Source organism: Rathayibacter rhapontici (genome assembly GCF_001995175.1).
Taxonomy (GTDB): Bacteria; Actinomycetota; Actinomycetes; order Actinomycetales; family Microbacteriaceae; genus Rathayibacter.
The window spans coordinates 69,131-81,180 of sequence record NZ_MUKN01000010.1 but is presented as its reverse complement, the minus strand read 5'-3'; the positions used below and the strand labels follow the sequence as shown (position 1 = coordinate 81,180).

The following is a 12,050-nucleotide window of genomic DNA, read 5'->3' as shown; positions in this document are numbered from 1 at the left end:
CACGACGCCGCCGCCGCCCGTCGCGCCGCCGCCTCGGTCGACGCCGTCCGCGCGTTCCCCGCGGGCCTCGACGCGCACGACGCGCTCGTCGCGGCCGTCGCCGCCGATCCCGCCGACACCCGCGCGCACGCGCTCCTCGGGATGCTGCTCTACGACGCCGGACGCCGCAGGGAAGCGGCTGAGCACTGGCGGCGGGCGATCGCCGGCGGCAGCACCGACGCCGTCACCCACCGCAACGCCGGCCTCGCCGCCTACAACGACTCCGGCGACGACGACGCGGCGTGGTCGGCCTACCTGCGGGCCCGCGAACTCGCCCCCGACGACGCCCGGCTCCTCTACGAGCTCGACCAGCTCGCCGCGCACCTCGGCCACGACGACCGCCTCGCCCGTCTCGAGAGCGAGCTGCCGCTCGTGCTCTCGCGCGACGACCTCACCGTGGGGTACGCCGAGCTGCTCACCGCCGCGGGACGGGCCGCGGAGGCGCTCGATCTGCTCGAATCGCGCCGGTTCCAGCCCTGGGAAGGAGGGGAGGGACGCGCCCTCGCGGCCTGGGACGCGGCTCGCGCGGCCCTCGGACTGCCGCTCGGCACGCCTCCCGCGTCACTCGGCGAGGCGCGCCCCGCCTTCACCGCGCCGGCGGCCGTGCGCGAGGACGGATCGACCGACTACTTCGCGACGAGCCTGCCCGAGCTGCTGCTGTTCCACCGGGAGTGACGGCCGGTCGCGAGCGCGCTCACTCCCCCGTGAAGAGAGCGTTGCACTCGAGCTGCAGCGCCACGTCGTCCCACATCGGGTGCTGCGGAGCCGCGTTCGAGCAGACGATGGAGCCCCAGGCGCCGACGCGCCGCGACTCCGTCATCGCGAGACGGCAGTACTCGGCGCCGATCGCGCCCTCCTCGAAGCGGCCCTCGAGCGGCGTGTAGCCGACCCAGCCCTCGCCGAAGACGAGCGGGACGCCCCGCAGCGCCGCGTGATCGGCCGCGACCGCGATCCACTGGCGCAGCGTCGAGCGCATCTCGAGGTGGTGCCGGTCGTAGTGCTCCTCGAGCCAGCGGTCGATGGCGGAGGCGTCGCCCCAGTCGTGCGCGTAGATCTCGCCCCGGCCCACGATCGTGGCCGACAGCTTCCACTGCGACTCGGGCGGCAGTGTCCACTCGGCGATCGGAGGGGCGCCGGGCAGCAGGAACGCCCGCTCGGCGCGCTCCTGCTCGAACCCCTCGAGGGGTCCGCGCAGGCCGAACTCGCTGATCATCTCGTTCAGCACGCCGTAGATGTAGGGATGGAGGGCCAGCACGTCCGAGTTCCACGGGATCCCGCGCATCCCGCCGACGGGCACGTGCGCGTAGTTCACGGCGCACGGCACCCCGGGCGCGAGCTCGTGGAACCGGTCGATCCCCCGGGTCAGGCGCGGAGTGAGGGCGACGGTCGCCGCGTCGATGTCCGTCAGGTCGACGTCCAGCCCCTCGGTGAGGTGCCCCGCCTGCACCTCGTTGTGCAGCTCGACGTAGGCGATCCGGTCGTCGAGACCGTGCTCGGCGACGAACGCCACCAGCGCGGCCTGCGCCTCGGCGAGCCGCTCGGCCCGCTCCTCCGGCGCCACGGCCGTCAGGGCGTCGAACCAGTCGCGCTCGAGGGCGAAGGAGGAGGACTGCTGGTACTCCCACGACGAGACGATCACGAACACGCCGTGCCGGCGGGCCGCCTCGAACAGGGCGAGGAGGTGGGCGCGGCCGTCGATGACCGTCTCCTCCTTCACGTCGTACCAGCGCACGCGCTGCCCGTAGGCGCCGCCGAGCGGGCCGAGCCGGAGTTCGCGCGTGTCGAGGCCGGAGCCGAAGAGGAGGAACGGCATGGCGCAGACGCGGATGGTGTTGTAGCCGCGCTCGACGGCGCCCGCGAAGGCCGCCTCGAGGTCCTCGAACGGCTCGCCGGGGCCGGTGCGGACGTACCAGGAGAAGTCCCAGAGGGTGATCGTCAGCGTCTCGGGCAGATGGGCGGGCAGCGGGACCGGGACGTAGCGGGAGTCGGGGTAGAGGGGTGCGGAGTTCCGGACTGCGGGATGCTGGGCTGCGGAGTTCTGGGCCGTCATCGCGCCAGCCTAGGCAGCGCGCCGCGCCGATCCCATGGCGGATCCGACGGACCGGCTGGACGATCCGCTGCCCCTCGTACACTCGACGACGTGGCGATGACGGACGGCTTCCTCGGGCAGAGACTGCGAGTCCTCCCGGCTCCGCTGGTGCAGCGGGCCCTCGGCGAGCCGATCACCGACCGGCTCCTCGTGACCGATGCTGGACACTTCCCGCATGCCGCGTCCCACAGCCGGAGTCGCTCCCACGGCGCGGACGAGGCGATCGTGATCCTGTGCACGGCCGGCCGCGGCGCGGTCCACGCGGGCGGAGCGACGACGGTGGTCTCGTCCGGGCAGGCCGTCGTGCTGCCCGCCGGCACCCCCCACCGCTACGGCGCCGACCCCGCCGAGCCGTGGTCGGTCTGGTGGCTGCACGTGCGCGGCGCCGACGTGCCCGCGCTGGTCTCGGCCGCTCTCGGCGACTCCTCCGGCCCGGTCGTGCCGGTCGGCGACGCCTTCGCCGCCAAGGCCCTGATCGAGCAGGCCGTCCTGGCGCTCGAGCGCGACGAGACCGCCGCGAGCCTCTACTCGGCGAGCGGAGCCGCGTTCCACCTCCTCGCGCAGCTCGCCGCCGACCGCTCCCGCGGCCCCGTCGAGTCCGGCGACCGCATCCGCCTGGCGCAGGAGCACCTCCGCGAGCACTTCGCGTCGCCGACCAGCATCACCGAGCTCGCCGCCCTCGCCGGCCTCAGCCCCTCGCACTTCTCGGCGCTGTTCACCCGCGCGACGGGCCTCGGAGCCGTGGAGTACGTGAAGCGGCTGCGCAGCGCCCGCGCCCGCGAGCTGCTGATCACCACCGACGACACCGTCGCCGAGATCGCGCAGGCCGTGGGCTACTCCGACGCCTTCTACTTCTCGCGCCAGTTCCGCGCCGTGAACGGCACGAGTCCGTCGCAGTACCGGGCGGACCACCGCGCTCAGGCCTGAGCGCTCTGCGGCGGCCGATCCGTCGCGAACGGCCGCCACGAGCGCTCCCCCGCCGCCGTCCGTGACGGATGATGCGCGATCCGTCGCGGACGACGGGTCCACCACCTGGACACCGGCCCGGGGTCGTCCTACTCTGCCCCCGTCGGCGAATCCCCGCCGTCGCGGTCGGAGAAGCGGACCGCATGATCCGCCCCTCGCTCCGCCCGCACCCCGAGTGCAAAGGAGCACCTCGTGAACAAACGCCTCCTCGTCGCAGCGACCGCAGCCGTCGCCGTGACCACCCTCGGCCTCGCCCCCGCCGCGCAGGCCGCCCCCTCCCCCCTCTCCTTCGTCTCCGTCACCGACCGGGCCACCGGTCTGGTCTCTCCGCTGAGCTTCGCCGTCGACGCCCGCGGCACCGCCTTCGTCGCCCAGAACTTCGCCGGCCTGCTCTCCCGAGTCGCCCCCGACGGCACCACCTCGGTCGCCGCATCCGCCCCGGGCTCCGAGATCGGCGCCGTCTCGGTCAGGGGCTCCACCGTCTACTACACCGAGGGGATCCAGGAGGAGGGGACGGCGCTCCTGCGCTCCGTGCCGACCGGAGGCGGCTCGCCGACGACCCTCGCCGACCTCGGCGAGTACGAGGCCACTGCGAATCCGGACGCCGGCAGCACCTACGGCTTCGTGGATCTGCCGGCCGAGTGCGCCGCCCAGGTCGATCCATCGGTCGCGGGCCCCGCCTCCTACTCCGGAGTCGTGGACGTGCACCCGTACGCCTCCACCGCGACGAGCGCGGGCGTGTACGTCGCCGACGCCGCCGGCAACGCGATCGTGAAGGTCGCGCCCGACGGGGACGTCTCGACCGTCGCCGTCCTGCCTCCGACCGCACCCGTCACGATCACCGCCGAGACCGCCGCCGCCTTCGGCTTCCCCGCCTGCAGCGCCGGCTACGGCTACTCCTTCGAGCCGGTCCCGACCGACATCGAGGTCGGCCCCGGAGGCTGGCTGTACGTCACGTCCCTGCCCGGCGGCCCCGAGGACCCGAGCCTCGCGCCCGCGGCTCGGTCCTGAAGATCCACCCCGGCACCGGCGAGATCCGCACGGTGGCGAAGGGCCTGATCAGCGCGACCGGCCTGGCCGTCGACCGCCTGACCGGCACGATCGCCGTGACCGAGCTGTTCGGAGGACCGCAGGGCACCGGCCGCGTGGCCCTGATCCTGCCGCGCACGTCGACGCCGGTCACCGGTCTCGCCGTGACGTCGCCGGCCGCGATCGAGCTGCGCGACGGCGCCCTGTACGTCGCCCGCAACGCCTTCGTGCTCTCGCCGGAGGGCGCCCCGCAGCCCGTCGGCACCCTGACCGTCGCGACCCTGAAGGGACTGGGCGCTCGCATGACCGCGGTCGACTGAGCACCGTGCGGGCGGAGGAGCACCACCCTCCTCCGCCCGGACGCCGATTCGCGGAGGGGCCCACCGGCGTGTATAGTCGTACCTCGTTGCGTGCGCCCCCCGGGGTCACGCGATGGACTGCGCCCGTAGCTCAACGGATAGAGCATCTGACTACGGATCAGAAGGTTGGGGGTTCGAATCCCTCCGGGCGCACTCGGAATCCAGACCACTCTGTGGTTCGGAGCCACCGAGTACTGGTTGAGACAGTGCCACTCGCGAGAGTGCTGGAAGGCCCGCTTCGGCGGGCCTTTCTTCGTTCCGAGGCTCGCTTCGGCGGGACTTCCGTTTCTCTGGGCGAACGTGACGACTGACCGCGATGAAGCCGATCGTTCATCCTGGTCGGTGACGATCTCCTCGTGTCTGCTCGATGGTCTCCGAGGATGCCCGCGCTGATGGTCGGCGCCGCGGCGATCGCAGTCGTGGGGCTGGCGTTCGTTCTCGACGGAGTCGCGCTGGCGTGCAACGAGCCGATCCCTCCGCAGTGCACCGGCTTCGCCGTCCCTTGGCCGGACCTGTCCGTCGCGGTGCTGACGACACTCGCCCTGGCGGCCGCCACCGCCGCAATCCCTGAGCGCGCCTACCAGCGGTGGAGATACGCCCTCCTGGTCAGCATGGGAGTGGGGATCCTCGCGTGCTGCATCCTCGTAGTGCGCACGGGATCGGTTCCCGCCGACCGCTACTACGAGACGACCAGCACGGCTCGGGCTCCCGTCGGCGTCGTCGGCAGTGCATGATGCCGGTCACGACGACCGACTCCGATCCCGAGCAGGTCGTGCCCGGTGCCACGACGAACGGCCGCACGAAGTCCGGCCGCGCCGTGGAACGGCGACCGAAGCACGACACCAGGACCGCGTGACTGTGCCGAGCCGCGTCAGGGTTCGCGTGCGTCTGCTGGGGCTGACGACGCTCGGCGTCGCCGGGACGATCGCGCTCTCCTCCTGCGGCTTCGGGTGCACCGAGATCGGCTACCGCAACGAGTTGCGCGTCACGGCGTCAGGCGATGACCGCACTCGGATTGCGGAGGTGCGACTGTGCGCCGACGAGATCCGCACCTACCCCTCGACCGAGGCTGCGCCGCCCACCGGCCGCAGCTACTGGGTCACGCACCACTCCGCCGTCCCCGACCTCTGGATCTACGATCTCGGAGACCACCACCCCGGCACCGTGCACCTCACCTTCCTCGACGCGGCGGGCAGCACCCTCGACCAGCAGCAGCACACGATCGACTGGACCCTCACCGACGAGCCCAACGGACCCGGATGCGGCTGGCGCGCAGAACCCTACGACCTCACCGTGTCGATCTGACGGAACCGGCCACAGGACCCGAGCCGGCACAGCCTGCACGACGACGGACGAGCGCAGCGAGCTGCTCCTCGAGCGCCCCCTCACCGGAATGCTCGGACGGGAGAGCACGAACGGCCCGCGACTCCTGGTGAGGGGAGCCGCGGGCGTTCGTGTCGGGAGGGAGCGTCAGACCGTCTGCGCGAACGGGTCGAACTCGACCGGCACCGCCGGCACCGGGGCCGACAGGGTGCTGTCGACCGCGACGAATCCGCCGTTCTCGGCCGACTCCTGCGCCGAGAGCATGACGTCGAGCACGTGGAAGCCGAGCTCGCCGGTGGCCACGTGCGGGCGGTCCTCGGCGATGGCGCGGACCATGTCGAGCAGCCCGAGGCCGCGGCCGACGACCGTGCCCTTCTGCTCGATCTCGGTCCACTCCTGCTCGCCCCACGCGCCGTCGGCGATCGAGGTCGGGGCCTTCACGAAGGCGGTGCGGCCCTCGAACTGGTTCGGGTCCGGGATCACGAGGGACCCCTCCGTGCCGTGGATCTCGAAGACGCCGTGGCGCTCGAGAGCGGAGTCGAAGCTCAGGAGGCTCGACGCCTGCTGGCCCGCGGCGAACGAGGTCAGCACCTGCAGCGAGGTGGGGACCTCGACCGGGAACGTCGTGCCGGCGTCGGGTCCGGAGCGGATGACCCGCTCCTCCAGCTTCTTGCGCCCGAGGGCGGCCACCCGCTCGACCGGGCCGAAGAGGCTGACGAGGCCCGTGAAGTAGTACGGGCCCATGTCGAGCAGCGGGCCGGCGCCCTGGGCGAAGAGGAACGCCGGGCTCGGGTGCCAGAGGTCCGGTCCGACGGTCTGGAACGTGGTGGAGGCGAACATCGGCTCGCCGATGACGCCCTCCGCGATCGCGCGCTTCGCCGTCTGGAAGCCCGGGCCGAGGACGGTGTCCGGCGCGGAGCCGATCCGGAGGCCCTTCGCGGCGGCGTCCTGCAGCAGCTGCGCGGCCGCGGCGCGGTCGAGACCGAGCGGCTTCTCACTCCAGACGTGCTTGCCGGCGGCGATCGCGGCGGCCGAGACCTCGATGTGCGCGGCGGGGATCGTCAGATTGACGACGACCTGCACGTCGGGGTGCGCGAGGACGTCCTCGGCCGAGCCCCAAGCGGGGATGCCGTGCTTCTCGGCCTGGCTCTTCGCCCGGTCGAGGATCAGGTCGCCGACGACGAGCACCTCGACGTCCGGGAAGGAGGCCAGGTTCTCGAGGTACGTGTCGCTGATGACTCCGACGCCGATGACGCCGATGCCGATGGGGCCGCTCATGCCGCGTACCCGCCCTTCACGAGGAAGTCGTAGCTCGCCTGGATGTCGGCGAAGACGTCGCCGGGGGCGTTGTCGTACTCGATCACGGCGTACTCGATCGCACCTTCGCCGGCCTTGAGCGCCTCGACGAGAGGCACGTCGCCCTCACCGGGGCGGCGCTGGTCGAGGGTGTCGGAGCCGAACGCGGCGGCGTCGGGAGCGAACGGGTTCTCGGCCGGAGCGATCCCGTCCTTGACGTGCACGGCGACCAGGCGCGAGCCCAGCTTGGAGACGAGCGCGGCGACGTCCTGGCCGCCGGTCAGCGCCCAGAACAGGTCGAGCTCGATCTCGACGCGCTCGTCGGTGCTCGCGATGAAGCGCTCGTAGGCGGTCTGCCCGTCGAAGGAGGCGATGAACTCCTGCGCGTGGTTGTGGTAGCCGACCTTGAGTCCGAAGGTCGCGGCGATCTCGGCGGCCTTGTTCAGGCGGTCGGCGATGTCGGCGACGCCGTCCTCGGTCAGCCAGCGCTCGACCGGGACGAAGGGATCGATGACGGTCCGGATGCCGATCTGCGCGGCCGCCTCGAAGACGACCTCGGGCGCGGGCGTCGGGATCGAGCCGTCCGGGGTCCACAGCTCGTCCGAGAGCAGCGGGGCGTGCCCGGTCGGGGAGGCGAGTCCGCTCGCGTCGAGGGCGGCGCGGATCTCGGCGGGGCGGCCCACGAAGTCGAACGCCTCGACGTTCCGGAGGCCGATGGCGGCGAGCTTGTCGAGCGACCCGTTCGGGTCATCGGAGAACTGCTTGGCCAGCGTGTACAGCTGGACGGAGGCCAGAGGAAGGGTCATGGTCGGTACCGCTTTCGTTCGTAGGGAGGAGCAGCCGGTCCGGATCAGGCGGACCGACCCGGTCTATCGGACTTTCCTGAAGGGGAGGATGGCGGGGGCGCCGAGGATCGCCGCGTCCGCGTGGATGCTGGACCGCGATCCGTCGCCGGTGCGATCGTTCGCGGGGACGCCGTCGACCAGCGTGGCGTGCATCCGCGGCAGGGCGTCGATCTCGTCGAGCGCTCGGAGTGCCGTCTGACGACTGGTCATGTCCGGCTCCCCTCATCCTCGAGTACTGCCGCTGCGCACGGTCTGAGCGTGAAACCTAGCAGCGGGTGGTTTTGAGTATTCCCGCCCGAGGGCTCGTCCGCAAGCGCCGCACGAGGGGAACGCGCTTAAGAGGACCATGCGGTCGAGGTAGTGACGGATCGGTTCCGCCCGGACCGCACCGGCCCCGAGCCGACCCTGGTCGGCCACCCCGCGCACTGCTAGCGTGCGCCACGTGTCGACTGACAGGACGCGGGCCGTCCTCTTCGGAGTCGCGGTCCATCTCGCACGGTTCGGAGTCATCGTCGGCACCCTCGCGGCGGCGGCCGCGGTCGGGGTGCCCGGCTGGTACCTCGGCCTGACGGCGAACGTCGCCTGCGTCGTGTTCGCTGCGGCGCTCGTGACCTGGCGTCGGCTGTGGCGCACGAGCGGGATCCTGGTCGCCTGGCGCGGACGGACCGCGCTGCTGCTCCTCGTGCCCCTCCTGCTCGAAGTGCTCGCGTGGACGACCGGCGGTCTCGAGGACCGTCCTCCGGGCGTCGGTCTGTGGGCGCTCACCCTGCTGCTCGTGGGCGTCAACGAGGAGCTGATCAGTCGGGTGGTCGTGCTGGAGCGGCTCCGGTCCTCGTTCGCGGCGCCCGCCGCCGTCGCGATCACCGCCGTGCTGTTCGGGCTCCAGCACCTCTCGGCCTTCGCGACGACGGACCGCACCGCGGACGACATCGCCCTGAACGTGCTCGTGTCGGCCTGCTACGGGTTCGCCCTCGCCGCCTTCCAGTACCGCTACCGGTGGGTCCTGCCGCTGATCCTCCTGCACGCGGCGGCCGACTTCACGACGATCCTGTCTCTGCGACCCCTCGCCGACCCGGTGATCGCGATCACCCTCGTCGTCTTCCTCGGCCTGGGAGCCGTGCTCCTCCGGCAGGCCACGACGGCGACGCGGAAGAAGTCGCGATCCGGATGAACGCTCGCGCCCTCCGGGCAGTACCCCTCTGCGAGTCGCCGATCTGCGGCGACCGGAGATCTCGAGGAGTACATGATGAGCAGAACCATCACAGTCGGCGTCGCAGCCCTCACCCTGGCGGGCGTCCTGGCCGTGGCACCCGTCGTCGCCGGCGCGAGCAGTGCCGCTCCCGCCGCGACGTCCAGCGGTTCCAGCAGCGCCTCGGCGAGCGCCGTCGACAGGAAGCTGGTCGACACCGCCCGCGCCGTGGCCGCGAAGCTGCGCGTCGTCGGTCTCGCCGGCGACGGCACGGAGCTCGTGCAGTTCAACCCGACCAAGCCCGGCAAGGTCACCGGCAGGGTCGCGATCACCGGCCTCACCGGCGGCGACACGGCGCTCATCGGCATCGACCACCGCGTCCAGGACGGCAGCCTCTACGGAGTCGGCGACAACGCGGGGAGCGCCGGCGTCTACTCCCTCGACGCGAAGACCGGAGTGGCCACCCCGGTGACGCGGCTCACCGTCCCGCTGAGCGGCACGTCCTTCGGCGTCGACTTCAACCCCGCCGCCAACGCCCTCCGCGTGATCAGCGACACCGGCCAGAACCTCCGCCAGCCCTTCGCCACTCCCGGAGCCGCGACGGTCGCCGACGGCGCCCTCAGCTACGCCGCACCGGCCGTGGCCACGGGAGTCACCGGAGCCGCGTACACGAACAACGATCTCGACCCGGACACGGCAACCACCCTCTTCGTCCTCGACACGGCTCTCGACCAGATCACGATCCAGTCGCCGGCGAACGCGGGGTCGCTGGCGCCGACCGGGAAGCTCGGCCTCGACGCCGCGGGGGCGACCGGCTTCGACGTCTACTCCATCCTCCGAGGCGGCGCCTCCGTCGGCTCGATCGGCCTCGCCGCCGTGAACGGGTCGCTCTACGAGGTCGGCCTGCTCGACGGCACGGCCACGTCGCTCGGCACTCTCGGCGCGGACATCACCGACATCGCCGTTCCGCTCGTGCAGCGCTGACCGGAGTCCTCTCTCAGCACCCGCGCCGACCGGCGCTCCTCCGCGAGGGTCGGTCGGCGCAGGTGCAGCGGTACAGGCCACGGACGGGCGACCGCGGCGGCACTCAGACGCTCCGCCGGTTGGCAAGGGTCTGCGTCCGGTGCCGGTCGCCGCGTGCGTCCTGTCGATAATGAGGGAGTGGGGGTGGTCGCGATGAGCGCAGCGGACGGGTCGGGTGCCGACTTCCTCGACCTCTCCCCCGCGGCTCCCGGAGTGCCCGCCGACGTCACCGCGCTCTTCGCGTGCTCGACATCCGCCCGCGACGGAGGCGGGAGCGTCGCCATCACCGCCGACGCCGTCTACCTGGGCGAGGAGAGCGGGATCCTGCGCATCGATGCGAGCGACATCCGCACCTGGTCCTCCGCCCCCCGCGGGAGGATGTTCGCACTGACCGTCGAGAGCGACACGGCGCACCGCACCCAGCTGTTCTCGCACTTCCGCACGGCGACCGTCCTCGCCATGACGAGGACCATCGGCCCCGAAGGCGTCCTGCTCCGCGCGGCGTGAGCGCCCGGCGGCGGCGACGCGGATTCTCTCAGCCCGAGACGCGCTCCCGTGGGATCCTTGCGGGTGATGAACGAGGACGCCGACCGCTTCGTGCGCTCCGAGATCGCCGGCAGCGACATCGACGAAGCCCTCTCCCTGCTCCAGGGCGAGTACAACGGCGGCGGATTCAGCGCCGGGCCGACCGGCGACGACTTCTCCTACCGCTACACCTCGGTCGGCGACGACGAGCTCACCCTCCGCGGCAACCTCTTCCGCGGATCGCTGCGCGGCACGATCCGGACCGAGGGCGAGTACATCGTCTCGTGGATCACCGCCGGCTCCGGAGCGCTGGACCTCACGGGCGACATCGTTCGCCTGAACCAGGGCCAGCCGGCGATGTTCGTCACGGACCGGCCGTCCGAGTTCGACTTCGCCGACCACCGGCAGAACCTCATGCACTTCGACGCCGCGTTCCTCGAGCGGATCGCCGCCGAGCACGAGGGCTCCACCGGGCCGCTCCTGTTCGACACCCGATCGCGCCCCACCGGCGAGGCGCTGCAGCGCTGGGCCGGCACCGTCGCCACCGTCGCCCGCGTCATCCAGGACCCGGACAGCCCCGCCCTCCTGCGGAGCGAGGCCAACCGCTCCGCCGCGATCGCCCTGCTCGACACCTTCCCCCACATCGGCCTCGCCCTCTCCACCCCGCTCGCCCTGCCGTCGAGCGACCGGCTCCGCGCGGCGATCGAGTACCTGCACGCCCACGCCCACCTGCCCGTGCACACCGAGGACGTCGCCGCCGCCGCGGGCCTCAGCGTCCGCGTCCTCCAGAGCGCGTTCCGCCGCGAGCTCGACGTCACCCCGCTCGACTACCTCCGCCGCATCCGCCTCGATCGCGTTCACACCGAGCTGCGCACCAGCGACGCCGGAACGGTCACCGTCGCCGAGGTGGCGCACCGATGGGGCTTCGCGCACCTCGGACGCTTCTCGGCCTCCTACGAGCGCCGCTTCGGCGAGTACCCGAAGAGCACGCTCGGCACCGACTGACCGGCCTGCAGACACCCTGCGGACTCCGGCGGCCCGGCGCGGGATCGACGACGCGGGTCGCCCGCTTCCGGACATGACCGCTAGAGGCCGTTGCCACCGCGACCGGGCACCTGCCAAGGTTCGCAGAGCGACCGACGACGGTCCCCCGATCCGAAGGACCGGCTCATGAACGACTCCTCCTCGACCGAGACCAGCGCGAGCGAGATGACGCCCGAGATCCTCGCGGCGTTCAGCGACGCCTGGGCCCGCCACGACCTCGAGGCTCTGATGAGCCACATCACCGATGACTGCGTCTACAGCGCGTCCGTCGGTCCCGAGCCAGGCCGCACCTGGACCGGCCGGGAGCAGGTCCGGGAGGCTTC

The 12,050-nt window shown here is 72.2% G+C and carries 14 protein-coding genes, 1 tRNA gene and 2 pseudogenes; 12 read left to right on the top strand and 5 right to left on the bottom strand.

Features of this window, described 5'->3' with window-relative positions; genetic code table 11:
* Positions 1 to 714, top strand: a pseudogene (locus tag B0T42_RS19920) (DUF5107 domain-containing protein); the annotation flags it as partial.
* Between the two features lie 19 nt (positions 715 to 733).
* Here B0T42_RS19920 and B0T42_RS05095 read toward each other — a convergent pair.
* On the bottom strand, positions 734 to 2,089 hold the full coding sequence (locus B0T42_RS05095; protein ID WP_083741861.1) for a cellulase-like family protein: 1,356 nt from the start codon (positions 2,087 to 2,089) through the stop codon (positions 734 to 736).
* 96 nt (positions 2,090 to 2,185) lie between these two features.
* Here B0T42_RS05095 and B0T42_RS05090 point away from each other — a divergent pair, with 96 nt between their 5' ends.
* The 6 genes from B0T42_RS05090 (at position 2,186) to B0T42_RS05065 (ending at position 5,787) form a co-directional block, all read left to right on the top strand.
* Positions 2,186 to 3,055, top strand: a complete 870-nt coding sequence (locus B0T42_RS05090; protein ID WP_077222198.1) for an AraC family transcriptional regulator — start codon at positions 2,186 to 2,188, stop codon at positions 3,053 to 3,055.
* A 231-nt stretch (positions 3,056 to 3,286) separates the two neighbouring features.
* Positions 3,287 to 4,105 (top strand): ScyD/ScyE family protein, encoded by an 819-nt coding sequence (locus tag B0T42_RS05085; protein WP_077222197.1) that lies wholly within the window; start codon positions 3,287 to 3,289, stop codon positions 4,103 to 4,105.
* Between the two features lie 32 nt (positions 4,106 to 4,137).
* Positions 4,138 to 4,443, top strand: a complete 306-nt coding sequence (locus B0T42_RS05080) for a hypothetical protein (protein WP_077222196.1) — start codon at positions 4,138 to 4,140, stop codon at positions 4,441 to 4,443.
* Positions 4,444 to 4,562: 119 nt separating this feature from the next.
* Positions 4,563 to 4,635: transfer RNA gene (locus B0T42_RS05075), tRNA-Arg, on the top strand.
* A gap of 227 nt (positions 4,636 to 4,862) precedes the next feature.
* Positions 4,863 to 5,216, top strand: a complete 354-nt coding sequence (locus B0T42_RS05070) for a hypothetical protein (protein ID WP_077222195.1) — start codon at positions 4,863 to 4,865, stop codon at positions 5,214 to 5,216.
* Between the two features lie 148 nt (positions 5,217 to 5,364).
* Entirely contained in the window at positions 5,365 to 5,787 is a 423-nt protein-coding gene (locus tag B0T42_RS05065) for a hypothetical protein (protein ID WP_077222194.1), read from the top strand.
* 165 nt (positions 5,788 to 5,952) lie between these two features.
* Here B0T42_RS05065 and B0T42_RS05060 read toward each other — a convergent pair whose 3' ends face one another.
* The 3 genes from B0T42_RS05060 to B0T42_RS05050 all read right to left on the bottom strand — a co-directional run bounded on the left by B0T42_RS05060 (position 5,953) and on the right by B0T42_RS05050 (position 8,156).
* Positions 5,953 to 7,083: a Gfo/Idh/MocA family protein gene (locus B0T42_RS05060; RefSeq protein WP_055789953.1), complete on the bottom strand. Its 1,131-nt coding sequence runs from the start codon at positions 7,081 to 7,083 to the stop codon at positions 5,953 to 5,955.
* On the bottom strand, positions 7,080 to 7,907 hold the full coding sequence (locus B0T42_RS05055; RefSeq protein ID WP_077222193.1) for a sugar phosphate isomerase/epimerase family protein: 828 nt from the start codon (positions 7,905 to 7,907) through the stop codon (positions 7,080 to 7,082). Before B0T42_RS05055 ends, B0T42_RS05060 begins: the two co-directional genes overlap by 4 nt.
* Before the next feature lie 63 nt (positions 7,908 to 7,970).
* Positions 7,971 to 8,156: a hypothetical protein gene (locus B0T42_RS05050; protein WP_077222192.1), complete on the bottom strand. Its 186-nt coding sequence runs from the start codon at positions 8,154 to 8,156 to the stop codon at positions 7,971 to 7,973.
* A 232-nt stretch (positions 8,157 to 8,388) separates the two neighbouring features.
* Here B0T42_RS05050 and B0T42_RS05045 point away from each other — a divergent pair, with 232 nt between their 5' ends.
* The 4 genes from B0T42_RS05045 (at position 8,389) to B0T42_RS05030 (ending at position 11,688) form a co-directional block, all read left to right on the top strand.
* Positions 8,389 to 9,117, top strand: coding sequence for a CPBP family intramembrane glutamic endopeptidase (locus tag B0T42_RS05045; RefSeq protein WP_158078044.1), 729 nt, complete (start codon positions 8,389 to 8,391; stop codon positions 9,115 to 9,117).
* A 75-nt stretch (positions 9,118 to 9,192) separates the two neighbouring features.
* Positions 9,193 to 10,119 carry a DUF4394 domain-containing protein gene (locus B0T42_RS05040; protein WP_077222203.1) on the top strand — a complete coding sequence of 309 codons (927 nt, stop codon included), beginning with the start codon at positions 9,193 to 9,195 and terminating at the stop codon, positions 10,117 to 10,119.
* 192 nt (positions 10,120 to 10,311) lie between these two features.
* Positions 10,312 to 10,665: a hypothetical protein gene (locus B0T42_RS05035; RefSeq protein ID WP_139344421.1), complete on the top strand. Its 354-nt coding sequence runs from the start codon at positions 10,312 to 10,314 to the stop codon at positions 10,663 to 10,665.
* Between the two features lie 66 nt (positions 10,666 to 10,731).
* A complete protein-coding gene (locus B0T42_RS05030) occupies positions 10,732 to 11,688 on the top strand; it encodes a helix-turn-helix transcriptional regulator (protein ID WP_077222189.1) in 957 nt (318 codons plus the stop codon).
* A gap of 80 nt (positions 11,689 to 11,768) precedes the next feature.
* Here the strand turns inward: B0T42_RS05030 and B0T42_RS21050 are convergent, their stop codons facing one another.
* A complete protein-coding gene (locus B0T42_RS21050; RefSeq protein WP_236720129.1) occupies positions 11,769 to 11,966 on the bottom strand; it encodes a hypothetical protein in 198 nt (65 codons plus the stop codon).
* On the opposite strand from B0T42_RS21050, the pseudogene B0T42_RS22605 reads away from it, so the two are divergent.
* Positions 11,956 to 12,018: pseudogene (locus tag B0T42_RS22605) on the top strand (hypothetical protein); the annotation flags it as partial. The gene B0T42_RS21050 and the pseudogene B0T42_RS22605 sit on opposite strands and share 11 nt — an antisense overlap.
* Positions 12,019 to 12,050: the final 32 nt, after the last annotated feature.